We start from the raw sequence: 22,377 nt of genomic DNA, 5'->3' as shown, positions 1-22,377 counted from the left end.
TACGCCGTGACGACGCCGAGGACGCCGTGAGCGCCGTCGCCGAGCTCGAGCTCGAATGCGGCGTGGAGGTCGACGAGGTTGCCGAGCCACGCAGGATCGAGCCTGCCCGGCGAGTGCGCGAAGCGGACGTCGACCACGATGCCGGGCACGTCCGGCCACCAGGTGTGGACGGCGCGGTCGGCCCGCCCGGGGTCGGCGGCCAGGTCGCCGAAGAGGTTGAAGGCCAGCGCCGGCGACCACAGCAGGTCGGCCCAGAGGCGCTGGTGGTCGAAGCTCTGGTGCGGTTCGGTGACGGAGGTCCGGGCCCGGGCCGCCGCCAGGGCGTTGGCGTTGAGGAAGGTGGCGCCGGTCTCGCGGGCGTAGTCGAGCGGGAGGCGGCTCCCGACCGGCCGCGCCGGCTTGCCGCCGGGCCGGGGCACGATCGGCTGGGTCCCGATGGGGTGGCCGTTGGCCTCGCGCCACCGCGCCTGGTGGTAGCGCAGCCGGCGGCGGAACCCGGTCATGGCCGGGCGCCGGGGCACCTGGTCGTCGGCCTCCCAGCAGTGCGCGGCCTCCAGCTCCTGTCTCGACACCGCCGCAGCCATGCCGAGGATTGTACGAGGGGTCAGCGACCTCCTCCGGTCGCGGGACGGGTGAGCAGGATGGTGGTGTCCTCCAGGCTGTCTGGAGCAGGAGGTCCCGCGCTGAGAAGGTCCCGCGTGGTTGGCTGGGTCGCTGGGGTTTGCACCTGGGGGGCGGAGGTGGGATCTTCCTGCATCGGCGGGCCTGGCGACGGGTTCGGCGCGCCGTGACGGAGGGTGCCATGAGCGTGTACCAGCAGGACACAGCCGGGCAGGGCAACGGGGAGGGGCCGCCGCCCTTCCGGATGGTCCGGCGCGGGTACGACCGCGACGAGGTGGACGCCTACATCCAGCAGCTCAGGGCGCGCCTGGAGGAGGCGGTCGACCTCTACGCCAAGACCGAAGGGGCGCGGGCCGAGCTGGAGCGTGAGACCCGGAACCTCCGGGAGGGCTCGCCGTCGTTCGAGCAGCTCGGCGGGGAGGCGGCCGCGCTGCTCCAGGAGGCGGGCCGTTCGGGCGAGCAGCTGATCGAGAACGCCCGGCGGCGCGCCGACACGATCATCGAGAAGGCCCAGCGGCAGGCCGAGCAGACCCGGGCCGACGTCGAGAGCGAGGCCCAGAAGGCGCTGGAGCAGGCCCGCGAGGTCGCCGACCACATCCGCCGGGAGGTCGAGGAGGAGCGGGCGGCGCTGTTCAGCGAGACCGAGCAGGTGCGCGAGTTCCGCGACAGCCTGCTGGACGACCTCGGCCGGGTCCACGGCGAGATCAGCGGCCTCCTGGAGCGCACCCGCAAGCAGCGCGAGGGCGCCCTGACCATCGGCGGCCTCGCTCCCCCGTCGCAGGTGGCCGACCCCAAGCCGGAGACCCCGGCCGAGCCCGCCAAGGTCTCCGAGCGCCAGTAGCGCACGGCGCCCCGCCGCCGCTCAACGCGACCCGTGACCCGGGGCCGCGGCCTGGGCCTGGGCGGCCCGCGGGGTCCGCAGGAACAGCCCGGCCACCGTCACCAGGAACAGCAGGTAGGCGGCGACCTGCTCGATCGAGGGGCGGGGGTCCCAGCCGAACATGGCCCCGAGGAAGCGGCCGGACTCGGTGCTGACGGTCAGCCAGCGGTAGGCGGTCAGGTCGTAGACGTTGTTCCAGACGGTGCCGAGCTCGCCGGCGGCCTGGAGCCAGAGGATCGTGCGCGAGACCAGGCCGGCGGCGAACACGATCAGGATCAGGCCGGTGACGGTGAAGAACTGGCCCATGGGCAGGCGCCGGCCGCCGAGCACGACCAGGGCGCCGAGGACCGACGCCGCCGCCAGGCCGGCAAGGCCGCCGGCCAGGACGGCCCAGCCGTCCTCGGTGGTGGCGGCGGCGATCAGGAACAGGGACGCTTCCAGGCCCTCGCGGGCCACGGCCAGGAAGGCCACCGTCATGACGGCCAGGCGGGCGTCGCCGTTGCCGGCGATGGCCGCGTCGACGCTGCCCTCGAGCTCGCCCTTGATGCGGTGGGCCTGGCGCCGCATCCAGAAGATCATCCAGGTGAGGACGGCCACGGCCAGCAGCGACACGGCCGCGAAGGCGAGCAGCCGGGGCTCGCCCCGGAGGTTCTCGACGGTGAGGTGGACGACGATCCCGGCGGCGACGGACAGGGCGGCGGCCGCGGCCATGCCCTGCCACATGGGCCCGATCAGGTCGCGGCGGCCGATCCGCCGGATGTAGGCGTAGACGATGGCCACGACCAGCGCGGCCTCGAAGCCCTCGCGGAGCATGATCAGCAGCGCGGTCAGCACAGGCCCGGCCCTCCAGCGACGCGGGAAAGGAGTTAGGCCAGCCTAACAGACGGGGTCGCCGGCGATCGCCCGGTACCAGGAGCGGGCCTGGTCGACCACGGCGGCGAGGTCGGCCCGCTGGTCGTCGCCGGCGAAGCGGCCGTGCTCGTCCAGCAGCGCCTCGAAGCGGTCCAGCCAGTCAAGCAGCCAGCGGGCGCTGGCCGGGCGGCGGACCGGCCGGCCGCCGACCTCGACCCAGACGGGGCTGGTGTGGGCGAACACCACCGGACCCGGCACCGACGGGTGGCCGGGGCCGCGGGCCACCGCGCACAGCCAGGTCGAGCCGTCGACCTCGACGGCGGTGTCGATCGCCGGGGCCGCTCCCCCGCCGGCCTCGGCCGAGGCGAGGACGCCGTCGGGACCGACCAGCTCCAGCCGCCCGACCCCCAGCCCCTGGCAGCGGACCGTGACCGGCAGCCGCCGGCCGGCGGCGGCCTCGACCGGGTCGCCCGGCCCGCGGCCGTCGACCAGCAGCTCGACCCACGGCCCGTTGGTGGCCAGGGTGCGGCCGGCCCGGATGGCGTCGGCGAAGGCGGCCACCGACAGCGGCTGGCCGCGCAGGTCGGCGTAGACCCGCGCCCATCCGGGCGGGTTGGAGAACAGCGACCCCCGGGAGTACGACAGCCACACGTCGGTGCCGGCGGTCGCGGCCAGCCGCAGGCCGCAGCTCAGCAGGTGGTGGTAGAGGACGGCCGTGCCCTCGACGTCGCTGGGGCCGAGCAGGTCGACGGAGTCGACCAGGCCGAGGGCGGCGTCGGCGGCCAGCTCGCGGGCATCCATCGACCGGGGGTAGGCGAACACCTCGGCCGGCGAGCCGTCCCCCAGGGCCGAGAACACCGGATGGGTGTAGGCGACGGTGGCTCCCAGCCCCCGGAGCTCGTGGCAGACGGCGGCGTTGGCCGGCCAGTCGAACGGCTCGTCCGAGCCCTCGTGGCCGCTGTGGTAGCGGGCCGGCGGCCCGGTCAGGCCGAGGGCGTGGACGTGCCCGAGCAGGTCGTTGCGGTACTCGACCGAGAAGCGGGCCACCCGCTCGGCGGTCGTCCAGGGGAGGTTGTCGCCGGCGGTGGCCTCGAAGGCCTCCCGGTCGTAGACCCGGGTCTGGCTGATGTTGGCGGCGACCAGGCTCATCAGGTGCAGGCCCTCCCCAAGCTGCATGCAGGCGGCGTCGTCGGGCCCGCAGACCCGGTCGCCCGAGTAGTTCATGTGGACGTGCAGGTCGCCGCCGTACCAGCCGCGGGCCGCGGTCTCGTACAGCCGCTCCGGCTCCAGCTCGACCTCGCTGGTGGCCCCGGGAGTGGGCGTGACCGGGACCGAGGCGGCGGCGAACTCCGGGCCCCGGGCGCAGGTCACGGTGAGGGGCACGGCCGGGACCTCCAGCTCCAGGTCGTTGCCGTGGAAGTAGGGCCGCTCGTGAAAGTCCCACCTGGCCGGCCGCCCCTCGGGGAACCAGCCGCCGCCGTGGTCGTCCACCACCGACCAGCGGCTCGGGCCGCGGGCCCGCAGCCGCAGCCGGGCCCGGGCGGCCGGCTCGGCCGCCGGCGCCCAGGTCCCGACGGCCTGGAGCGGCCCGGGTCCGGCTCCCGCGCGGACCACCACCCCCGCCCCGTCCACCCCGGCCCCGGTCAGGGTGCGGACGACCAGCTCGACCCCGCCCGCCTCGACCCCCACCGGGACGCCGTCGACCGCGACCCGGGCCGCCTTCTCGAGGCGGGAGTCGAGCAGCACGGCCACCTCGACGGCGCGGCCCTCGACCAGGTAGGGGACCGGGCCGGCCCGCAGCCCGACCCCGCCGCCGTCCAGGGTGGCCACGGCCAGCCCGGCCGGCAGCGGGTCGGTGAGGCAGGCCCGGACCGTTCCCGGCCAGTCGTCGAGCTGCATGGCGAACACGGCGGCCAGGAGCCGGTTGCCGAGCCAGCGGCCGTACGGCTGGGCCCGCCCGTAGGCGGCGGTCTCGTCGCCCCAGTCGGCCGGCCTCCCGGCGGCCAGGGCCCGGTACCGGGCCAGCATGGCCGCCACCTGCGGTGGCAGCCGGTCAGCGGCGGGCGGGTCGCAGCACATCGGCGGCGGGTCGGCCGGTCCCGGTGGCCGGCACGGCTCAGCCGAGCTCGTGGACCGACAGGATGTTGCCGGCGGGGTCGCGGAACCAGGCGATCAGCGGGCCCTGGCCGCGGTTGATGCCCTTCTCGTCCTGTTCGAAGCCCTCGTACTGTTCGAAGCGCACGCCGCGCTCGGTGAGGGCGTCGACCGTCCCCTCGACGTCCTCGACAGGGAAGTTGAGGATGGTGTAGGTCGCCGGGGTGTGGTCGGGCTTGACGTAGACGAGCACGTTCTGTCCCCCGGCGAGGTCCAGGCTGAGCACGCCGTCGTCCTCCTGGCCGGACACGTTGAGGCCGAGGGTCTCGCCGTAGAAGCGCCTGGCCTCGGCCAGGTCGGGCACGGCGAAGCCGCTGTAGGCCTGGGAGTTCGCGAGCATCCCTGCTCCTTTCTGCATCGGGTCCGCCAACCGTACCGCCCCCCTGTCACAGCGCCCGGGACAGGCGCAGGAACCGGATGCCGGGCACCACCCGCAGGGCCGGCCGCAGGACCGCCGGGAGCAGCGGGGCCGCCCCGGCGGCGTCGAGCATGCGCGGGTCGGTCAGCTCGTGGCGCCGCCCGCCGCGCACGAGGGTGCAGCGGCCGGCGGCCAGGACGTTGCGCACCCAGTCGCGGTCGGGGCCATAGGGCAGCGACACCAGGAAGCCGTCGCGCAGCGGCAGGGGCATCACCGGGGTCCGGTACCGCCGGCCGGACCGCCGGCCCTGGTGGACCATGAAGGCCACCGGGGACAGCGGCCGCCCGGCGATCGTCCCGATGACGCGGTTGGGCAGGCGCTTGTTGAACCGGGCCAGGCGGTCGGCGAGGGTCATGGGCGCATCGTATGCGACCGGGACCCATCGGGCGGGCGGCGCCCTAGGGGGCGCCGGTCAGCTGGGCGGTCTTGAGGGCGCCGTCGGTGACGTTCCACTTGGTGAGGACGCGGTCGTAGCTGCCGTCCTCGATGACGGCCCGGAGCGCCTCCTGCAGGACCTGCTGGAGGTCGGTGTCGTCCTTGCGGACGCCGATGCCGTAGGGGCCGGGGTCGATCTGCTCGCCGACGACCTGGAAGTCGTTGCCCTCGCCCGAGACCTTGGCGTTGTAGGCGGCCACCGGGAAGTCGGCCAGGGCGGCGTCGGCCCGGCCGAACTTGACCGCGAGGACGACCTGGGTGCCGCTGTCCAGCGGGCGCGCCTTGATGGGGCGGTTGCCGCAGTCGGCCTGCTGGGCGTCGACCAGCTCCTCGTGGATGGTGCCGGCCTGGAGGGTGACGGTGGAGCCGCACAGATCGGCCATGGACCCGACCCGCCCGGGGTTGTCCTTCCGGACCAGAATCGAGGTCCCGGCCTGGAAGTACTCCAGGAAGCTGATCTCCCGGGCCCGCTCCGGGGTGGCGGTCATCGACGAGATGATCAGGTCGAACTCGCTGTCCTGGAGCGAGGGGATCAGCTCGTCGAAGGCGGTGTTGACGAAGGTGAACCGCACCCCCAGCTTGCGGCCCAGCTCGGTGGCCAGGTCGGGGTCGATGCCGCGGACCTGGGGCTCGGGCTCGCCAACGGGCCGCTCGAGCACGTCGGGGGCGAAGGCGTCGTAGAACTCCACCGGCGCGTACGAGATGTCGGAGCCGACCCGGATCTCCCGGGCCGTGCGGATCCGCTGGGGCAGGCGCCGGCCGAGGTCGGTCAGGCCCTCGGCGGCGGCCCGGGCCTCGCCGGCCGGCTCGGGATCGCCGCCGCCGGTGCAGCCGGCGGCCAGCACGGCCACGACCAGCAGCGCCAGCGCCGAGACGGCGCCGCGCCGTCGTCCACAGCCGCCTACCCGCCCTTGCACCATCCACCGCACTTTTGACAGCTTGCCTTCTTCGGAGACACGAAGCCTACTACGGTCCCCAGGTACGCATCGTGTCGATCGACCCGTCGTCCCCATGAACGTGAAGGTTGGGTCGATGCTCGGCAACCTGTCCCTTCGTCCCAAGATCGCGCTGATCCTCCTGCTACCGGTGGCGGCCCTCCTGCTGCTGGCCGGGCTCCGCATCGGTTCCAGCGTGTCGACCAGCCGTCAGGCCGCCCAGGTCCGCGACCTGACCGAGTTCGCCCTGCGCGGCACCGCCCTGGCCCACGAGCTCCAGCGCGAGCGTGGCCTGACCCTCGGCGGCCTGCTCGCCGAGCAGCCGTCGCCGGGCCTGCGGGAGCAGCGGGCCGCCACCAACCGCGCCCTGGCCGGCTACCGCGACAGCGCCGCCGACCTCGACACCGACGCCCTCCCCCAGGCCGCCAGGGACGAGCTGGCCCCGGCCGGCAACCGCCTGCAGGGGCTGAGCGGCCTGCGCCGCGACGTCGACCGGGGCTCGGTCAGCCCGGAGGCGGCCCTGGACTTCTACAACGCCACCATCGCCAACCTGCTCAACACCAACCGGGGGCTGACCTCCGGCATCGCCGACCCGCAGCTGGCCCAGCGGGTGGGGGCGTTCGTGGCCGTGTCCCGGATCAAGGAGCTGGCCGCCCTCGAGCGGGAGCTGGTCTCGGACGTGCTGGACCGCGGCCGCTTCGCCCCGGGCGAGTTCCGCCGCTTCACCTCGACCCTGTCCACCCGGGCGGTGCTGCTGTCGGAGTTCCGGGCGGCCGCCGACGACGCCCAGCGGGCCGTGTTCGTCGACACCCTGGTCGGGCCCGAGGTCCAGCGGGCCCGGGAGCTCCAGGCGGAGGCCATCGCCTCCGAGACCACGCCCGAGCTCGTCCTCGACCCGGCCGAGTGGTGGACGGTCAACTCGACCGAGATCAACCTGCTGCGCCGGGTCGAGGAGCGCCTGGGCGCGGCCGCGGTCGACGCCAGCCGGGCCGACGAGTCGGCCGCCCGCACCCGGGCGGCCGTCGACGCCGCCGCCGTCCTGCTGGTCCTGGCCCTGGCCATCGGCCTGTCCCTGGTGGTCGTCCGGTCGCTGCTGCGGCCCCTGGGGCTGCTCCGGTCCTCGGCCGAGGAGGTCGCCCACAGCCAGCTGCCCGGCGTGGTCGAGCGGCTCCAGCGGGCCGAGCCGGTCGACCTGAACGCCGAGACCCGGCCCATCGGCATCCGCGACCGCGACGAGATCGGCCAGGTGGCCAGGGCGTTCGACGCCGTCCACTCGACCGCGGTGCGGGTCGCGGCCGAGCAGGCGGCCCTGCGCCGCAGCGTGGCCGACATGTTCCTCAGCCTCGGCCGGCGCCTCCAGAACCTGGTCCACCGCCAGCTCGAGCTGCTGGACGAGCTGGAGCGCACCGAGGCCGACCCCCAGCAGCTGCGCAGCCTGTTCCGCCTCGACCACCTGGCCACCCGCATGCGCCGCAACGCCGAGAACCTGCTCGTCCTGTCCGGCGCCGAACCGGTGCGGCGCTGGAGCGACCCGGTGCCGCTGGCCCGGGTGATCCGCGCCGCCTCGGCCGAGATCGAGGACTACAACCGGGTCGGGGTCATGCCCATGGCCGACGTGCGGGTCGTCGGTCACGCCGTCTCGGACGTGGTCCACCTGCTGGCCGAGCTGATCGAGAACGCGGCCGCGTTCTCGCCCCCCGGGACCAGGGTCCAGGTGGCGGGCGAGCCGGCCGCCCACGGCTACCTGCTGGAGATCGAGGACCAGGGCATCGGCATGTCCGACGAGGAGCTGGCCGAGGCCAACGAGCAGCTGGCCAAGCCGGCCACGATCGACCTGGCCGGTGCCCAGCGGCTCGGGTTCTACGTGGTCGGCCGCCTGGCCGCCCGTCACGGCGTCAAGGTGCGGCTGCGCCGCTCCTGGTTCGGCGGGGTGGCCGCGCTCGTGCTGCTGCCCTCGAGCCTGCTCGGGGGGCCGGAGACCGAGATGGAGCGGGCCGGACCGGCGGCGGCCGGGCAGCCGATGGTCGAGCCGGCCGACGGCCAGAGGGCCCACGGCCAGCCGGCGCCGGCACAACCGGCCCAGGCCGAGCCGGTGCCGACCCCGGTGCCGCGAGCGTTCGCCGTCCGATCCCCGGGGGCGGGGCGAGACAATGGCATGGCCGGATAGCCGACGGGCGCGACCAGGGGTGACCGATCGGTGACCGGCCGGTACGAGGCCGACCCGGGCCCGTTCCTGCGCCCGTACGCGCTGACCGAGGGGCGGACCGAGCCGACCGGGCCCGACCTGGCCATCGAGGACCTGATCGACGCCGCCTCGGGCGGCCTCGACCCGCCGTCCTGGCTCAGCCTGGAGCACCGGTCGATCGCCCTGGCCTGCCGCGAGACCCTGTCCGTGGCCGAGCTGGCCGCCCGGGTCGACCTCCCCCTCGGGGTCACCCGGGTGCTGGTCGGCGACCTGGCCAGCCACGGCGTGGTCACCGTCCACCGCGCCCCCAGCCACGCCGGCGGTCCCAACGTCACCCTCCTGGAGCAGGTCCTGGACGGCCTCCAGCGGCTCTAGGCGGGGCCCTCAGGCCGGGTCGGCCAGGCCGGTCTGCTCCATGGCGGCCAGCATCCGCTCCACCGGGCCCTCGATGGCGTTGGCGGTGGCCAGGGCGGCCAGCCGGTCCCGGTCGGGCGGGTGGGGGTCGCTGATGCGGTAGTCGACGTCGGTGGCCACCGGGACGACCTTGCGCATGGCCTGGATGTAGTCGGCGCTGCCGGTCAGGGCGGCGTTGAGCCGGGGGGTGAGGCGGCCGCCGGCGGCCGCGGCCAGCAGGGAGTCCAGGTCGGGATGGTCGGCGAGCAGGCTGGCGGCGGTCTTCTCCCCCACCCCGGCGACCCCGGGGAGGCCGTCGGAGGGGTCGCCGCGGAGGATGGCCAGGTCGACGTAGCGCTCGGGCGGGACCCGGGCCTTGGCGGTCACCCCGGCCCGGTCCATGGTGGCCAGCGACGAGGTGCCCTTGAGCGGGTACAGCACCCACACCACCGGGTCGCGGACCACCTGGAACAGGTCACGGTCGCCGGTGAGGACGGCCACCCGCTCGTCCGGCCCGGCCGCGGCCGCGATCGTGCCGATGACGTCGTCGGCCTCGTACCCGGCCGCCTCGGCCACCGGCAGGCCGGCCGCGTCCAGCACCTCCAGCAGCAGCGGGACCTGGCCGGGCAGCTCGGGCGGGTCCTCGGCCCGGGTCGACTTGTAGCCGGCGTACAGGTCGACCCGCCACTGGGGCCGCCAGTCGGCGTCGAAGGTGTGCACCACCGCCTGTGGGCGGCGGTCGACCATGACCCGCGACACCATGTCCAGGTAGCCACGGACGGCGTTCACCGAGTTCCCGTCGGGCCCCTTGATCGACTTGGGCAGGGCGAAGAACGCCCGGTAGAACAGGCTGGGCGAGTCGACCACGAGGCGGGTCATCCGGTCGGTCACCGGAGCAGCATGCCACGCCCCGGGCGACAACGGTGTGATTTCCCCCCACGTAGGGTGATGTGGTAAGAACCTGCCGTCCGCGGTCCCCCAGCCGCGGCGAACCGGTTCCCGAACCCCCTCAGGGAGCGGCTTTCAGCAGATGGCGCCCTACCCACGCGCACGGGTGCCGCGGTGGCTGGCCGTGGTCGCGGCCGCAGCCGCCGTGGCCTCGCTGGTGCTGCCCCTGCGCGCCGGCGCCCAGGAGGGGACCGAGGTCTCCACCCAGCTCAAGAAGGTCAGGGCGACCCTGGCCGACGCCAAGGCCGACGCCAAGAAGCTGGCCGCCGCCCTGCAGCGGGCCAACGACGCCCTCGACCAGGCCGAGAACGAGCTCGCCCAGGCCGAGCAGCAGCGCCTGGACGCCCACGCCCGCGGGGTGCGGGCCGCCGCCGCCCTGGCCGACGCCACCGAGCGGGTGGAGCGGCTGCGCCGGATCCTGGGCGACCGGGCCCGCGGCATCTACATCGCCGGCGACCCGGCCGGGCTGGCCGCCCTGGTCCAGAGCGGCAAGGCCGACCAGCTCCTCGGCCAGGTCGCGATCCTCGACCACCTGGCCAAGGAGAGCAACAACTCGCTGGCCGACCTGGTCGTCGCCCAGCAGGACTACGCCCTGGCCCGCTCCATCCTGGCCGAGGCCGAGGCCGACGCCCGCAAGGCCGGGGCCGTGATCAGCCGCAAGATCGACCAGGCCCTGGAGCTGCGCGACCTGCGCGTCCAGGCCAAGGACGCCCTCGACGACAAGATCCGGCGGCTGGAGGGCGAGGCCGGCGTGCTCCGGGTCACCCTCCAGCAGCGCCAGCAGCGCCAGGCCGGCCAGGTCCGGGGCGGCGGCAAGTGCGACCTGTCGGGGACCTCGGACGCCGAGTACTTCATCATCATGAAGGAGTCCGGCGGCGACCCGACGGCCGACAACCCCCGCTCCACCGCCTTCGGCCTCGGCCAGCTCCTGATCGACGGCCGCCGCCACTACCTGGGCGACAACTACGCCACCACCGACTGCGCCCTGCAGCTGCAGGCGTTCCGCGGCTACGTCCGCGACCGCTACGGGACCGCCGAGAACGCCCGCGCCTTCTGGCTCTCCCACGGCTGGTACTGACGGGCACCTGCCCTATCCTTGGTGGCGATGCCCAAACCGAAGGTGCTCGCGCTCGTCATGGCCGGCGGTGAGGGGAGCCGGCTGGAGCTGCTCACCGAGCGGCGGGCCAAGCCGGCCCTCCCCTACGCCGGCGTGTACCGGCTGATCGACTTCCCCCTGTCCAACTGCGTCCACTCCGGGATCGAGGATGTCTGGGTGCTGCAGCAGTACCGGCTGCAGTCGCTCAACGACCAGCTGGCCAACGGCCGGCCCTGGGACCTGGACCGGACCTACGGGGGACTGCGGCTGCTCCCGCCCCAGCTGGGGGCGGAGGAGGACGGCTTCCACGAGGGCAACGCCGACGCCATCTGGCGCAACCGGGAGCTGATCGCCGAGCACGACCCCGAGGTCGTCCTGGTCCTCAGCGCCGACCACGTCTACCGGCTCGACTACGGCGCGGTGCTGGCCCGCCACCGCGACCGGGGGGCCGGGGTGACGGTGGTCACCTCCGAGGTCCCCGAGGAGGAGGCGTCCCGCCAGGCGGTGGTCGAGGTGGACGGCGACGGCCGCATCGGCGGCTTCAACTACAAGCCCGACGAGCCCCCCACGACCCGGGTCGCCACCGAGGTGTTCGCCTTCGCCACCGGGCGGCTGCTGGGCACGCTGGAGGAGCTGGCCGCCGGCGACGGCGAGCTCAAGGACTTCGGGCACGGCCTGCTCCCCCGCATGGTCGAGGCGGGCGAGGCGGTCGAGCACCGGATGGACGGCTACTGGCGCGACGTCGGCACCGTGCCCGCCTACTGGCGGGCCCACATGGACCTGCTCGACCCCGAGCGGCCGCTCGACCTGGACGACCCGGCCTGGCCGATCCTCGGGCGGGCGCCGCACCGGCTCCCGGCGCGGGTCGAGGGCTCGGCCCGGCTGGACCGGGCGCTGCTGTCGCCGGGGACGGTGGCCGCCGGGGAGGTGACCCGCTCGGTGCTCGGGCCGGGGGTGGTGGTCGAGCCGGGCGCCGCCGTGCGCGACGCCGTGCTGCTGGACGACTGCGTGGTCGCGGCCGGCGCCCGGGTCGAGCGGGCCGTGCTCGACCGGGGCGTCCGGGTCGGTCCCGGCGCCCACGTCGGCGCCGCCGGCGATGGCGGGGAGCCGGCCCTGGTCGCCGGGGAGGCCCAGGTCCCCCGCGACGCCACCGTCGGACCGGGCGGCCGCTTCGGCGGCGACGAGGAGGCGAGCTGATGGAGCCCGAGGAGCAGGTCGTCGACAGCCCCGCCGGCTGGGTGGCCCGCCACATCAAGCGCTACGTGGACAGCGACGGCGCCACGGGCCACGAGTGGCGGCCCGGGGTGTACACCCTGCTGCTCACCACCCGCGGCCGGCGCTCGGGCAAGCTGCGCCGCACCGCCCTGATCTACGGCCGCGACGGCGACCGCTACCTGGTCGTGGCCTCGGTCGGCGGGTCGGCCCGCCACCCCGCCTGGTACCTCAACCTGAGCGACAACCCCCAGGTCGAGGTCCAGGTCGAGGCCGAGCGCTTCACCGCCACGGCCAGGACGGCCGGGTCCGAGGAGAAGCCCCGGCTGTGGTCGCTGATGACCTCGATCTGGCCCGCCTACGAGGGCTACCAGCGCAAGACCCGCCGCGACATCCCGGTGGTGATCCTGGAGCGGACCTGACCGGGACTACTCGGCGGAACCGTCGGCCGGTGGGGTTCGGGTGTGGCCGGGCCCGGGGTCGGGAGCGGGCCCGGGGCGGGGGCGCTGGGCGCGGCCGATGAGGAAGCCGCCGACCAGGCCGGGGAGGGCGGCGGTCCAGGGGCGGGCCAGGCGGACCGCGACCAGGGAGATGGCGGCCAGCACGAACACGAAGGCGGCGTCGTTGAGGCGCTCCATGGGCGTGCGCGGGCGGTCCGGGGCGGGCCGGCGCATGGCGACGACCACGCCGGCGGCCAGCCCGGCGGCCAGCAGCACCGCCGACCCGGCGCGGCGGGACGCCGGTTCCAGCAGCAGGGTCAGCCCGACCAGGAGCAGGGCGATGCCGGCCGCCCCGGCCAGCCGGCCGGTGCGGCGGTCGGGAACCTGCGCCACCATCTCGCCTCCTGGAGCTGCGGTCGTCCGCCTGGTTGCCGGCCCAGCCTACCAACGCGCCTGGTATCGTCCCATCCGGACATGGTTGTGCCGGCAACCACAGCAACCACAAGGAGCCGCCGTGGGCAAGCTGGTGGCGCTGGCCCTGGCCCTGGCCCTGCTGCTGGCCGCCTGCGGCGGCGGGGACGGCGGGGGGACGGCCGGGACCGGGGCGGCCGCGCCCGAGGTCCCCGGCTTCCGGACCCGCATCCCCGGCGTGCTGACCGTCGGCACCGAGCTGCCCAACCCGCCGTTCGTGCTCGGCGACGACCTGGACGACCTCGAGAGCGGGTTCGAGGTCGACATGGTCAACGAGATCGCCCGCCGCCTGGGCGTCGACCAGGTCCGGTGGGTCTCGTTCCCGTTCACCAAGCTGGTCGCCGGCGCCCCCTGCCCCTGCGACTTCGCCGTCAACGGGGTGTCGATCCTGCCCGACCGCCGCCAGCGGGTCGACTTCTCCTCCCCCTACTTCACCGCCAACCAGGGGGTGCTGGTCCGCAAGGGCACCGTCCTCAACGGGATCGCCGACGCCCGCCGGCTCCGCTTCGGCGTCCAGGAGGCCACCTCCGGCGCCGCCTACCTGGAGCGCCACCTCGAGCCGATGGAACCCGTCCGGGAGTACGGGTCGACCACGGCCGCCTTCAACGCCCTCCGGGCCGGCCAGGTCGAGGCCGTCATGTCCGACGTCCCGATCGTGGTCGACGCGGCCCGCCGGTACCCTGGGCTGACCGTCGCCGGGCAGTTCAAGACCGACGAGCAGTACGGCGCGGTCCTCGGCAAGGGCTCCCCCAACACCGGGCCCCTGTCCCAGGTGATCGACCAGCTGCGCGAGGACGGGGTGCTCGACCAGCTGTTCCAGAAGTACTTCCCCGAGCAGGCGGACATCCCCTCGCTCGGCTGACCGGCCGGGCACCCCCATCCAGGAGCGGCGATGCTGACCATCCGGCGTGACCAGGAGATCCACCGGGAGGAGGGCGGCTGGTTCACGGCCCGCTGGCACTTCTCCTTCGGCCACTACCGCGACCCGGCCAACGACGGCTTCGGGGCGATGCGGGTGTTCAACGACGACCGGCTGGTGCCGGGGGCGATCTGGCCGATGCACCCCCACCAGGACGTCGAGGGGCTCACCTACGTGGTCGAGGGCAGCTTCCGGCACGAGGACTCGGTCGGGGGCGCCCCCGGCCCCCTGCCGGCCGGGGCGGTGCAGCGCATGACGCTGGGGTCGGGGGCGCTGCACTCGGAGCAGAACGCCTCCGAGACCGAGCCGATGCGGTTCATCCAGATCTGGATCCTGCCCGACACCGCCGGCCTCGAGCCCGAGGTCGAGCAGAAGGTGTTCACCAAGGAGGACCGCTCGGGCCGGCTGCTGCGGGTGATGGGCCCCGAGGGCGGCGAGGTGGTCCGGATCCATCAGGAGGCCAGCGTCCACGTGGCCTCGCTGGCCCCCGGCGACCAGGTCGAGCACCCGGTCGGCCCCGGGCGCGGCGCCTACGCCTACCTGATCGACGGCCGGGCCCGCTTCGGCGGCGAGCCGGTGGCCACCGGCGACGCCGCCAAGGTGACCGCCCAGCCGTCGCTCACCATCGCCGCCGACGAGCCCAGCGAGCTCATCCTGGTCGACGTGCCCATGGCGTTCCGGGCGGTCGGGATCTGGGCGGGCGGCCGTGGCTGATGCCGGCCTGCCGGTCCGGTTCGGGTGGTTCCTGGTCCCCGAGGCCCGCGACCCCTGGGGGCTGCTGGAGGAGGCGCGGCTGGCCGAGCGGGCCGGGTTCGACCTGATCGGCGTCCAGGACCACCCCTACCAGCGCCGCTACCTCGACGCCTTCACCCTGCTGGCCGCCCTGACCGCCGCCACCGAGCGGGTCGGGCTGTTCCCCGACGTGGCCAACCTGCCCCTGCGCCACCCGGCCATACTGGCCAAGGCGGCCGCCTCCCTCGACCTGCTGTCCGGGGGCCGGTTCGAGCTGGGCCTGGGCGCGGGCGCGTTCTGGGACGCGGTCGCGGCCATGGGCGGCCCCCGCCGCCGCCCCGGCGAGGCCGTCGAGGCCCTGGAGGAGGCCATCGGGCTTCTCCGCGACCTGTGGTCGGACCAGCCGTCGGTGCGGTTCGAGGGGGCCCACTACCGGGTCGTGGGGGTCAAGCCGGGGCCGGCGCCGGCCCATCCCATCGGCATCTGGATCGGGGGCTTCGGCCCGCGGATGCTGGCCCTGACCGGCCGGCTGGCCGACGGCTGGGTGCCGTCCTCGCCGTACGTGCCCCCGGAACGGCTCGGTGCCGCCCAGGCCCGCATCGACGAGGCGGCCGCGGCCGCCGGCCGCGACCCGGCGGCCATCCGGCGCCTCTACAACATCTCCGGCCGGATCGGCCCGGGCGGCGGCGGGTTCCTGGACGGCCCGGCCGCCCAGTGGGTCGAGGAGCTCCTCCCGCTGGTCACCGAGACCGGCATGGACACCTTCGTGCTCTGGCCGTCGGAGTCCCCGGCCCGCCAGCTGGAGCGGTTCGCGGCCGAGGTCGCCCCGGCCCTGCGCGAGGCCGTGGCCGCCCACCGCGGCCGCGGTTGAGGGAGACTACCCACCTCACCGTTCCGTCGCCGACCCAAGGAGGGCCCCCTTGCAGGGTGACCCGCGCGTCCTCGAGCTGCTCAACCAGCACCTGACCTTCGAGCTGACCGCGATCAACCAGTACTTCCTCAACTCCAGGATGTGCGCCAACTGGGGCTACGAGCGCCTGGCCAGGCGCCACCGCGAGATCGCCATGGAGGAGATGCGCGACACCGAGGAGCTGATCGACCGCATCCTCTACCTGGAGGGCCACCCCAACCTGCAGCGGCTGGGCACGGTCAAGGTGGGCGAGACGGCGGTCGAGCAGATCCGGCTGGCCGTCGAGCTGGAGCGGACCGCGGTCCGCAACCTGGACGGCTACGTGGCCACCTGCGCCGAGATCGGCGACCAGGGCACCCGCGAGTTCCTGGCCGCGATGATCGCCGAGGAGGAGCGGCACGTCGACTGGTGGGAGACCCAGCTGGACACCATCGCCCAGATCGGCGAGGGCCTGTACCTGGCCCAGCAGGTCCGAGACTAGGCGGCGGCCGGCGCCACGGCGCGGTAGTAGGTGAGGCGTCCCATGACCCGCGAGACCCTGTGGGCCACCTCGGAGGGGTCGGCGAGACCGGCTTCGCGCATGAGCGCGGGGATACGGCCCCCGAAGTTGTCCTCCAGCCGCGGGCTTCGGTGACCCAGGCGGGCCATGAGCCCGTCGGAGCGCTCCCTGGCTCCCCCGAAGTCGACAAGATGCAGGGAGCCGCCAGGTTCGAGCACGCGCCGCACCTCGCGCAGCGCCCCCTCCCGCTCGTCCGGTCCCAGGTGATGGAACATGAGGGCGGACAGCACCCGGTCGAACGACGCGTCGGCGTACGGGAGCTTCTCCGCGAACCCGCGGTCGAACCGCACCGGAAGCGACCGTCGCTCGGCCTTGCGGCGTGCGCGGGCGAGCGCCCTGGGGTCGGGGTCGAGCCCGACGACCTCCGCGCCCGGCTGGAGCCGCCCGACCAGCAGGGCCAGGTTCCCGGTGCCGCACCCGATCTCCAGGACCCTCTGGCCCGGCCGAATGCCTGCCTGGTCCACCAGTGGCCGATGGAACCGGGAGATGCGCAGCAACCGGCAGAGGGGGTCGTAGAGCGGCAGCAGCCGGTCGTGTCCCATGCCGGGGAGGTAGTGGTCTCCGCGACCTTCCGTCGTGACGTCCATGCCCGTCCTCCGCTCCTGCCTAGTACGATGTTTTGCCATGGGACCAGTATTTCGGTCGGTGTATGCGGGGAAAAGACAGGATGTTCGGTTGTCCTGAGATGATCTTTGGGCTCTGGGGGCCCGGCCGCGGGGTGCGGCGGTGGGAGGGGAGGGACCGGCGTGGGTGGGACGAGGATGCTGGACGGCGGCGGGGCGGGACCGCCGGTCTTCACCTACCAGGTGGTGCCCGGCGAGCCCTCCGTGGGGGTCCTGCGGATCCTCGGCCGGGAGCTGCCGCCGGGTGGGCCACCGCCCGGTCACGCCCACTCCCACGACTTTCTGGTGCTCGCCTACTTCGAACGGGGCGGCGGGTCGTTGCGGCTGGCCGGCCGGGAGTGGCCGGTGGAGGCCGGCGACGCCTACGTCGTCGCCCCCGGCGAGGTGATCGCCGTCGGCGGGCAGGCCGCTGGCCTCCGCGGGGCCGAGGGCTGGGCGGTGTTCTTCCCGCCCGAGGTCCTTGGTGGCCAGGCACCCGGCGCCTTCCTCTCCTGGCGCGCCCACCCGCTGCTGTACCCGTTCGTCCGGGGGACTTCCGGGAGCGCCCAGCGCCTGCGGGTGGCCCCCGCCCAGCGGGCGGCGTGGTCCGAGCGCTTCGCGGCCCTCGACACCGAGCTGCGCGGCCGCCACGACGGCTACCAGGAGGCGGCCCTCGCGCACCTGACGCTGCTGCTGGTGGAGCTGTCGCGGCTGGCCGTGGACGTCGCCGGGGACCTCCGGCTCAAGGACGAGCCCCTGCTCGCCGGCGTGTTCGGCTTCATCGAGGAACGCTTCAGGGAGCGGATCTCGCTCAAGGACGTGGCCAGCGCGGTGAGCCTGACGCCGGGCCATCTCACCACGGTGGTGCGACGCCGGACCGGTCGCACCGTGCAGGACTGGATCGCCGAGCGGCGCATGGCCGAGGCGCGTCGGCTGCTGGTCCAGACCGACCTGACCGTGGAGGAGGTGAGCCGCAGGGTCGGCTACGGGGATGCCGGCTACTTCGCCAGGCACTTCCGTCGCGCCCACGGCGCCACCCCGCTCGGCTGGCGCCGCGCCGGCCGCCCCTAGGACGCCACCGCCGCCGGCCGCCCGGCCTCGGCGTGCTGGGCCAGCAGCTCCTCGATCAGGGGGCAGCAGCCGCCGCAGGTGATGCCGGCGCCGCAGCGGTCCCCGACCTCGTCGAGGTCGCAGGCTCCGCCCGTGATCACCTCGGAGATCTCTCCGTCGGTGAGGGCCCGGCAGTGGCAGACGAACATCGGGTCCGATATTAGGCTCACCTAATCCCGGGCACAAGGGGGATCCGCTACCCGCCGAGGTCGATGGCCTCGTTGGCGGCCGAGGTGTGCAGGCCGGGCTGGGGACCGCCGGCGAGGACGTAGACCACGTCGCCGACGGCGACCACGCCGAGCCCGTGGCGGGGGGTGGGCAGCGGCGGCAGGGAGCGCCAGCGGCCGCTGGCCGGGTCGAACGCCTCCGCCTCCGGGAAGGTGGCCGCGGCCTCGCCGCCGACGGCCACCACCTCCCCGGCGGCGGTGGCGGTGGCGGCCAGGCCGCCCCGGGCCGTCGGCAGGTCGGCGACCGCGCTCCAGCGGCCGGCGGCCGGGTCGAAGGCCTCGGCCGTGGTCAGGTTGTTGCCGATGCCGCCGGTCCGGCCCCCGACCACGTACACCCTGCCGCCGCTGGCGGCCGCGCCCAGGTGCTCGCGCGGGGTGGGCAGCCCGGGGGCGGCGCTCCAGCGGTCGGCGCCGGGGTCGTACACCTGGGTGTCGCCGGCCAGGCCGCCATCGACCACGCCCCCGACCAGGTAGAGGCGCCCGTCAAGGGCGACCAGGCCGCCGGCCGAGCGGCCCTGGGGCAGCGGGGCCAGCGGGCGCCAGCGGTCCCCCTCCAGGCGGTGCGCCTGGGTGCTGGGGCCGTCGCCGTCGTTGCCGCCGGCGACGTACAGCACCCCGTCGAGGGTGGCGGCCATGGCGTGGTTGACCGCCACCGGCAGGTCGGGCCCGCGCGACCAGCGGTCGGCGGCGGTGTCGTAGACCTCGGCGGTGGCCAGGGTGGCCCCGTCGGGGGCGTAGCCGCCCAGCACCCAGATGCGCCCGCCAACGGCGGCCGCGGCCACCTCGGTCCGCTCCGACGGCGCCGCCGCCAGCGTCCGCCACGCCGGGTCGCCGGCCCGGGTGGGCGCCGGGGCGGTGGCCGCCGGCGCCGGGGGGTCCGGCTCGCCGCCCGTGCAGGCGGCCAGCAGCAGCGCCGCCGCCGCGGCCATCCGGAGCCTGCCCATGGCGCGCTACGCTAACGGCGTCCGCGCCGGGACGCCAGAGGAGGCAGCGCCCATGAGCATCGCACCATCGGAGCAGGCGGTCGTCGACGCCGTCACCCCGCGGCTGTTGGTCGGCGGGGACTGGCGCCAGGCCGGCGGCGGGGGGACCTTCCCGGTCGAGGACCCGGCCACCGGCGAGGTGCTCTGCGAGGTCGCCGACGGCACCCCGGAGGACGGCATGGCCGCCCTGGACGCGGCCGTGGCCGCCCAGGCGGAGTGGGCCGCCCATCCGCCGCGCGAGCGGGGCGAGGTCCTGCGCCGGGCGTTCCAGCTCCTCAACGACCGGGCCGACGACCTGGCCCTGCTGATGACCCTGGAGATGGGCAAGCCGCTGGCCGAGAGCAAGGCCGAGATCGCCTACGCGGCCGAGTTCTTCCGCTGGTTCGCCGAGGAGGCGGTCCGCATCGACGGCCGCTACGCCGTCGCCCCCAACGGCAAGGGGCGGCTGCTGACCATGCGCCAGCCGGTCGGGCCGTGCCTGCTCATCACCCCCTGGAACTTCCCCATGGCCATGGGGACCCGCAAGGTCGGCCCGGCGGTGGCCGCCGGCTGCACCATGGTCATCAAGCCGGCCGCCCTCACCCCCCTGTCGATGCTGGCCCTTGGCGGGATCCTGGAGGAGGCGGGCCTGCCCCCGGGGGTCTGCAACATCATCACCACCAAGCGGTCCGGGGCGGTGATGGAGCCGCTGATCAAGGACGGCCGGACCCGCAAGCTGTCGTTCACCGGCTCCACCGAGGTCGGCCGCACCCTCATCGCCCAGGCCGCCGACAACGTCCTGCGGGTCTCGATGGAGCTGGGCGGCAACGCGCCGTTCCTGATCTTCGACGACGCCGACCTGGACGCGGCCGTCGAGGGCGCGATGATCGCCAAGATGCGCAACATCGGCGAGGCCTGCACGGCCGCCAACCGCTTCCACGTGGCCGAGCCGGTGGCGGAGGCGTTCGCCGGCAAGCTGGCCGAGCGGATGGGGGCCATGAAGGTCGGCCGGGGCACCGAGGACGGCGTCACCGTCGGCCCTCTGATCGACAAGGACGCCGTCGACAAGGTGTCGGAGCTGGTCTCGGACGCCCTCGACAAGGGCGCCCGGGCGGTCGTGGGGGCGCGGCCGGGCGACGGCCGCGGCTACTTCTACCAGCCGACGGTCCTGGCCGGCGTCCCCGGCGACGCCCGCGTGCTCAAGGAGGAGATCTTCGGGCCGGTGGCCCCGGTGGCCTCCTTCGACGACGAGGAGGCGGCGGTCGCGGCCGCCAACGACACCGAGTTCGGGCTGGTCGCCTACGTCTACACCCGCGACCTGAAGCGGGCCTTCCGGGTCGTGGAGGGCCTGGAGACGGGCATGGTCGGCCTCAACCAGGGGCTGGTGTCGAACCCGGCTGCCCCCTTCGGCGGGGTCAAGCAGTCCGGCATCGGCCGCGAGGGCGGCCCCGAGGGCATCGCCGAGTACCTGGAGACCAAGTACGTCGCCATGAACCTCTGACCGGCCGGCCGATGGGGCCGTGACGAGCGCCGCGGGCGCATACGAGACCTGCTGGAGATGAGGGTGCGCCAGACACGCTGGGGCGGCCGGCTGGCGGCGTTGCTGCTGGGGGCGCCGCTGGCCCTGGCCTTCCCGGAGCCCGGGTGGTGGTGGCTGGCCCTGGTCGGGCTGGCGCCGCTGCTGGCCCTGGCCCTGGCCGCCCCCAGCGGGCGCGAGGCGGCCGTCCGGGCCTGGCTCGGCGGGACCGGGTTCTTCCTGGCCGTCAACGCCTTCCTGGTGCCGAAGGTGGGGCCGTTCATGGTCCCGCTGGCCATGCTCCTGGCCGTGCTCTGGCTGCCGGTCGGCTGGCTGGCCTGGGCGCTCCTCGGGGGCCTGGCCCGCCCCGGCCCGGCCCGGCTGGCCGCCGCCCTGGTGTTGGTGCCGAGCGCGTTCGTGGCCGGGGAGGCGCTGCGGTCCTGGGAGGGGCTGGGCGGCCCCTGGGGCCTGCTCGGGGCCAGCCAGTGGAACGCCCCGGCGCTGCTGTCGGTGGCCGCCCTCGGCGGCATCTGGGGCCTCGGCTTCCTGCTGGTGGCCGTCAACCTGGCCGTCGCCGCCGCCGCCCGCCCGCGGGTCCCGGCCGCGACCCGGGCCGTGGCCGCGGCCACCGCCGTCGCCCTGCCCCTGGCCGCGTTCGCCTTCTGGGCGCTGCGGCCGGCCCCGGCGCCGGCCGGGACGGCCACGGTGGCCTTCGTCCAGCCCGGGGTCGTCGGCCCGGTCGAGGAGCGGTTCCGGGCCAGCGAGCGGCTCAGCCGCACCCTCGGGCCGGCCGCGGGCGTCGACCTGGTGGTGTGGGGCGAGAGCAGCGTCGGCCGCGACCCGGCGGCCAACCCCGGCGACGTGGCCCGCCTGGCCGCCGCCGCCAGGGCCGCCGGCGGGCCGGTCCTGGCCAATGTCGACGCCCAGCGGGAGGCGGCCGGCGGGATCTACAAGAGCGCCCTGCTGGTCGGCCCGTCCGGGGTCCTGGGCAGCTACGACAAGATGCGGCTGGTGCCGTTCGGGGAGTACGTGCCGCTGCGGCCGCTGCTCGGCTGGGTGACCCGCCTCACCGACGCCGCCGCCGTCGACCGGCACCGCGGCACCCGCCTGGCCGTGCTGGACGCCGGGGGCCTGGCCGTCGGCCCGCTGGTCTGCTTCGAGTCGGCCTTCCCCGACCTGACCCGGAACCTGGCCGCCGGCGGGGCCGAGCTGGTGGTGATCCAGACGGCCGACACCACCTTCCAGGACAGCTGGGGCCTCGACCAGCACGCCAGCCTGGCCGCGGTGCGGGCGGTGGAGTCGGGCCGGCCGGTGCTGCAGGGGGCGCTCAGCGGGACCTCGGCCGCCTTCGACGCCCGCGGCCGCCGCCTCGCCTGGGCGCCGGGGAGCTGGCGGGGCGCGGCCGTGGCCGAGCTGCCCCTGTCGGCCGAGCGCACCCCGTACGTGCGGGCCGGCGACGTCGTCCCCGTCGCCTGCGGGGTCGCCCTGGCCGCCGGGGCGGCCGCCGCCTGGAGCCGCCGGGTCAGCCGCGGCGGTAGCGGGCGTCGAACAGGCAGTACGCCCCGAAGCACGCCAGACCGGCCGCGACGACGAGCAGCAGGAACGTCCCGTACGGCTGGCCGGCCAGGGTCTTGAGGGCGGTGTCCATGCCGGTGGCCTTCTCGGGGTCATAGGTGATCGCCGAGTAGACCAGCAGCAGCCCGAGGATCCCGTAGGCGACCCCCAGGCCCGGCCAGCCGACCTGCCCGAAGCGGATGGCGGCGTCGCGGGCGTGGGGCTCGGCGCCGGCCAGGTCGAGGT

Annotated in this window: 25 protein-coding genes; 13 read left to right on the top strand and 12 right to left on the bottom strand. The window is 75.2% G+C overall.

Annotated features, from left to right (window positions below):
• Positions 1 to 584 (bottom strand): hypothetical protein (locus tag VF468_22295; protein HEX5881022.1); only part of this gene is annotated, 584 nt, incomplete at its 3' end.
• Positions 585 to 802: 218 nt separating this feature from the next.
• On the opposite strand from VF468_22295, the gene VF468_22290 reads away from it, so the two are divergent.
• Positions 803 to 1,462, top strand: a complete 660-nt coding sequence (locus VF468_22290) for a DivIVA domain-containing protein (protein HEX5881021.1) — start codon at positions 803 to 805, stop codon at positions 1,460 to 1,462.
• Positions 1,463 to 1,483: 21 nt separating this feature from the next.
• On the opposite strand, the gene VF468_22285 is transcribed toward VF468_22290, so the two are convergent.
• From VF468_22285 to VF468_22265, 5 genes are all read right to left on the bottom strand, one after another.
• Positions 1,484 to 2,335 (bottom strand): FTR1 family protein, encoded by an 852-nt coding sequence (locus tag VF468_22285; protein HEX5881020.1) that lies wholly within the window; start codon positions 2,333 to 2,335, stop codon positions 1,484 to 1,486.
• A 42-nt stretch (positions 2,336 to 2,377) separates the two neighbouring features.
• Positions 2,378 to 4,381, bottom strand: coding sequence for a CehA/McbA family metallohydrolase (locus VF468_22280; GenBank protein ID HEX5881019.1), 2,004 nt, complete (start codon positions 4,379 to 4,381; stop codon positions 2,378 to 2,380).
• A gap of 88 nt (positions 4,382 to 4,469) precedes the next feature.
• A complete protein-coding gene (locus VF468_22275) occupies positions 4,470 to 4,847 on the bottom strand; it encodes a VOC family protein (GenBank protein ID HEX5881018.1) in 378 nt (125 codons plus the stop codon).
• A gap of 46 nt (positions 4,848 to 4,893) precedes the next feature.
• Positions 4,894 to 5,280: a nitroreductase family deazaflavin-dependent oxidoreductase gene (locus VF468_22270; protein HEX5881017.1), complete on the bottom strand. Its 387-nt coding sequence runs from the start codon at positions 5,278 to 5,280 to the stop codon at positions 4,894 to 4,896.
• Positions 5,281 to 5,323: 43 nt separating this feature from the next.
• Complete coding sequence (locus tag VF468_22265; GenBank protein ID HEX5881016.1) at positions 5,324 to 6,280, bottom strand: ABC transporter substrate-binding protein; 957 nt, start codon at positions 6,278 to 6,280, stop codon at positions 5,324 to 5,326.
• Between the two features lie 91 nt (positions 6,281 to 6,371).
• Here VF468_22265 and VF468_22260 point away from each other — a divergent pair, with 91 nt between their 5' ends.
• Both VF468_22260 and VF468_22255 read left to right on the top strand, forming a co-directional pair.
• Entirely contained in the window at positions 6,372 to 8,462 is a 2,091-nt protein-coding gene (locus VF468_22260; protein HEX5881015.1) for a nitrate- and nitrite sensing domain-containing protein, read from the top strand.
• Positions 8,463 to 8,492: 30 nt separating this feature from the next.
• On the top strand, positions 8,493 to 8,855 hold the full coding sequence (locus VF468_22255; GenBank protein HEX5881014.1) for a DUF742 domain-containing protein: 363 nt from the start codon (positions 8,493 to 8,495) through the stop codon (positions 8,853 to 8,855).
• A 9-nt stretch (positions 8,856 to 8,864) separates the two neighbouring features.
• Here the strand turns inward: VF468_22255 and VF468_22250 are convergent, their stop codons facing one another.
• A complete protein-coding gene (locus tag VF468_22250) occupies positions 8,865 to 9,764 on the bottom strand; it encodes a 5'-3' exonuclease (GenBank protein ID HEX5881013.1) in 900 nt (299 codons plus the stop codon).
• Between the two features lie 139 nt (positions 9,765 to 9,903).
• On the opposite strand from VF468_22250, the gene VF468_22245 reads away from it, so the two are divergent.
• From VF468_22245 to VF468_22235, 3 genes are read left to right on the top strand one after another with little or no spacing between them, the layout of a single operon-like run.
• Positions 9,904 to 10,899, top strand: a complete 996-nt coding sequence (locus VF468_22245; protein HEX5881012.1) for a hypothetical protein — start codon at positions 9,904 to 9,906, stop codon at positions 10,897 to 10,899.
• Positions 10,900 to 10,926: 27 nt separating this feature from the next.
• Positions 10,927 to 12,114, top strand: a complete 1,188-nt coding sequence (locus VF468_22240) for a glucose-1-phosphate adenylyltransferase family protein (GenBank protein ID HEX5881011.1) — start codon at positions 10,927 to 10,929, stop codon at positions 12,112 to 12,114.
• Positions 12,114 to 12,551, top strand: a complete 438-nt coding sequence (locus VF468_22235) for a nitroreductase family deazaflavin-dependent oxidoreductase (GenBank protein HEX5881010.1) — start codon at positions 12,114 to 12,116, stop codon at positions 12,549 to 12,551. Before VF468_22240 ends, VF468_22235 begins: the two co-directional genes overlap by 1 nt.
• A 6-nt stretch (positions 12,552 to 12,557) precedes the next feature.
• On the opposite strand, the gene VF468_22230 is transcribed toward VF468_22235, so the two are convergent.
• Positions 12,558 to 12,965, bottom strand: a complete 408-nt coding sequence (locus tag VF468_22230; protein ID HEX5881009.1) for a hypothetical protein — start codon at positions 12,963 to 12,965, stop codon at positions 12,558 to 12,560.
• Between the two features lie 118 nt (positions 12,966 to 13,083).
• Between VF468_22230 and VF468_22225 the strand changes: the two genes are divergently transcribed.
• The 4 genes from VF468_22225 to bfr are packed head-to-tail and all read left to right on the top strand — an operon-like array spanning position 13,084 to position 16,082.
• Complete coding sequence (locus tag VF468_22225; protein HEX5881008.1) at positions 13,084 to 13,902, top strand: ABC transporter substrate-binding protein; 819 nt, start codon at positions 13,084 to 13,086, stop codon at positions 13,900 to 13,902.
• Between the two features lie 30 nt (positions 13,903 to 13,932).
• Positions 13,933 to 14,673 carry a pirin family protein gene (locus tag VF468_22220; protein ID HEX5881007.1) on the top strand — a complete coding sequence of 247 codons (741 nt, stop codon included), beginning with the start codon at positions 13,933 to 13,935 and terminating at the stop codon, positions 14,671 to 14,673.
• On the top strand, positions 14,666 to 15,562 hold the full coding sequence (locus VF468_22215) for an LLM class flavin-dependent oxidoreductase (GenBank protein HEX5881006.1): 897 nt from the start codon (positions 14,666 to 14,668) through the stop codon (positions 15,560 to 15,562). The genes VF468_22220 and VF468_22215 overlap by 8 nt, the downstream gene beginning before the upstream one ends.
• Positions 15,563 to 15,611: 49 nt before the next feature.
• Entirely contained in the window at positions 15,612 to 16,082 is a 471-nt protein-coding gene (bfr, locus tag VF468_22210) for a bacterioferritin (protein HEX5881005.1), read from the top strand.
• Here the strand turns inward: bfr and VF468_22205 are convergent.
• Positions 16,079 to 16,747: a methyltransferase domain-containing protein gene (locus VF468_22205; GenBank protein HEX5881004.1), complete on the bottom strand. Its 669-nt coding sequence runs from the start codon at positions 16,745 to 16,747 to the stop codon at positions 16,079 to 16,081. The genes bfr and VF468_22205 overlap by 4 nt on opposite strands.
• A gap of 159 nt (positions 16,748 to 16,906) precedes the next feature.
• On the opposite strand from VF468_22205, the gene VF468_22200 reads away from it, so the two are divergent.
• Positions 16,907 to 17,833, top strand: coding sequence for an AraC family transcriptional regulator (locus VF468_22200; protein ID HEX5881003.1), 927 nt, complete (start codon positions 16,907 to 16,909; stop codon positions 17,831 to 17,833).
• Here VF468_22200 and VF468_22195 read toward each other — a convergent pair.
• Both VF468_22195 and VF468_22190 read right to left on the bottom strand, forming a co-directional pair.
• Complete coding sequence (locus VF468_22195; protein HEX5881002.1) at positions 17,830 to 18,042, bottom strand: (2Fe-2S)-binding protein; 213 nt, start codon at positions 18,040 to 18,042, stop codon at positions 17,830 to 17,832. The genes VF468_22200 and VF468_22195 overlap by 4 nt on opposite strands.
• Before the next feature lie 26 nt (positions 18,043 to 18,068).
• Complete coding sequence (locus tag VF468_22190) at positions 18,069 to 19,043, bottom strand: kelch repeat-containing protein (protein ID HEX5881001.1); 975 nt, start codon at positions 19,041 to 19,043, stop codon at positions 18,069 to 18,071.
• Positions 19,044 to 19,095: 52 nt separating this feature from the next.
• Here VF468_22190 and VF468_22185 point away from each other — a divergent pair, with 52 nt between their 5' ends.
• On the top strand, positions 19,096 to 20,562 hold the full coding sequence (locus VF468_22185) for an NAD-dependent succinate-semialdehyde dehydrogenase (GenBank protein ID HEX5881000.1): 1,467 nt from the start codon (positions 19,096 to 19,098) through the stop codon (positions 20,560 to 20,562).
• Between the two features lie 63 nt (positions 20,563 to 20,625).
• Positions 20,626 to 22,212, top strand: a complete 1,587-nt coding sequence (lnt, locus tag VF468_22180) for an apolipoprotein N-acyltransferase (GenBank protein ID HEX5880999.1) — start codon at positions 20,626 to 20,628, stop codon at positions 22,210 to 22,212.
• Here lnt and VF468_22175 read toward each other — a convergent pair.
• On the bottom strand, positions 22,100 to 22,377 hold a 278-nt coding region (locus VF468_22175; GenBank protein HEX5880998.1), incomplete at its 5' end, for a DUF1206 domain-containing protein. The two genes, lnt and VF468_22175, sit on opposite strands and share 113 nt — an antisense overlap.

Source organism: Actinomycetota bacterium, assembly GCA_036280995.1.
GTDB lineage: Bacteria > Actinomycetota > CALGFH01 > CALGFH01 > CALGFH01 > CALGFH01.
The sequence above is the reverse complement of the archived record's forward strand: the minus strand, read 5'-3'. Positions and strand labels throughout refer to the sequence as shown.

Excerpts from the sequence above, each read along its gene's own strand:
- VF468_22290 (HEX5881021.1), top strand. The coding sequence starts at position 803 with ATGAGCGTGTACCAGCAGGACACAGCCGGGCAGGGCAACGGGGAGGGG.
- VF468_22280 (HEX5881019.1), bottom strand. The coding sequence starts at position 4,381 with ATGCTGGCCCGGTACCGGGCCCTGGCCGCCGGGAGGCCGGCCGACTGG.
- VF468_22275 (HEX5881018.1), bottom strand. The coding sequence starts at position 4,847 with ATGCTCGCGAACTCCCAGGCCTACAGCGGCTTCGCCGTGCCCGACCTG.
- VF468_22270 (HEX5881017.1), bottom strand. The coding sequence starts at position 5,280 with ATGACCCTCGCCGACCGCCTGGCCCGGTTCAACAAGCGCCTGCCCAAC.
- VF468_22265 (HEX5881016.1), bottom strand. The coding sequence starts at position 6,280 with ATGGTGCAAGGGCGGGTAGGCGGCTGTGGACGACGGCGCGGCGCCGTC.
- VF468_22260 (HEX5881015.1), top strand. The coding sequence starts at position 6,372 with ATGAACGTGAAGGTTGGGTCGATGCTCGGCAACCTGTCCCTTCGTCCC.
- VF468_22245 (HEX5881012.1), top strand. The coding sequence starts at position 9,904 with ATGGCGCCCTACCCACGCGCACGGGTGCCGCGGTGGCTGGCCGTGGTC.
- VF468_22240 (HEX5881011.1), top strand. The coding sequence starts at position 10,927 with ATGCCCAAACCGAAGGTGCTCGCGCTCGTCATGGCCGGCGGTGAGGGG.
- VF468_22235 (HEX5881010.1), top strand. The coding sequence starts at position 12,114 with ATGGAGCCCGAGGAGCAGGTCGTCGACAGCCCCGCCGGCTGGGTGGCC.
- VF468_22230 (HEX5881009.1), bottom strand. The coding sequence starts at position 12,965 with ATGGTGGCGCAGGTTCCCGACCGCCGCACCGGCCGGCTGGCCGGGGCG.
- VF468_22220 (HEX5881007.1), top strand. The coding sequence starts at position 13,933 with ATGCTGACCATCCGGCGTGACCAGGAGATCCACCGGGAGGAGGGCGGC.
- VF468_22205 (HEX5881004.1), bottom strand. The coding sequence starts at position 16,747 with ATGGACGTCACGACGGAAGGTCGCGGAGACCACTACCTCCCCGGCATG.
- VF468_22190 (HEX5881001.1), bottom strand. The coding sequence starts at position 19,043 with ATGGGCAGGCTCCGGATGGCCGCGGCGGCGGCGCTGCTGCTGGCCGCC.
- VF468_22185 (HEX5881000.1), top strand. The coding sequence starts at position 19,096 with ATGAGCATCGCACCATCGGAGCAGGCGGTCGTCGACGCCGTCACCCCG.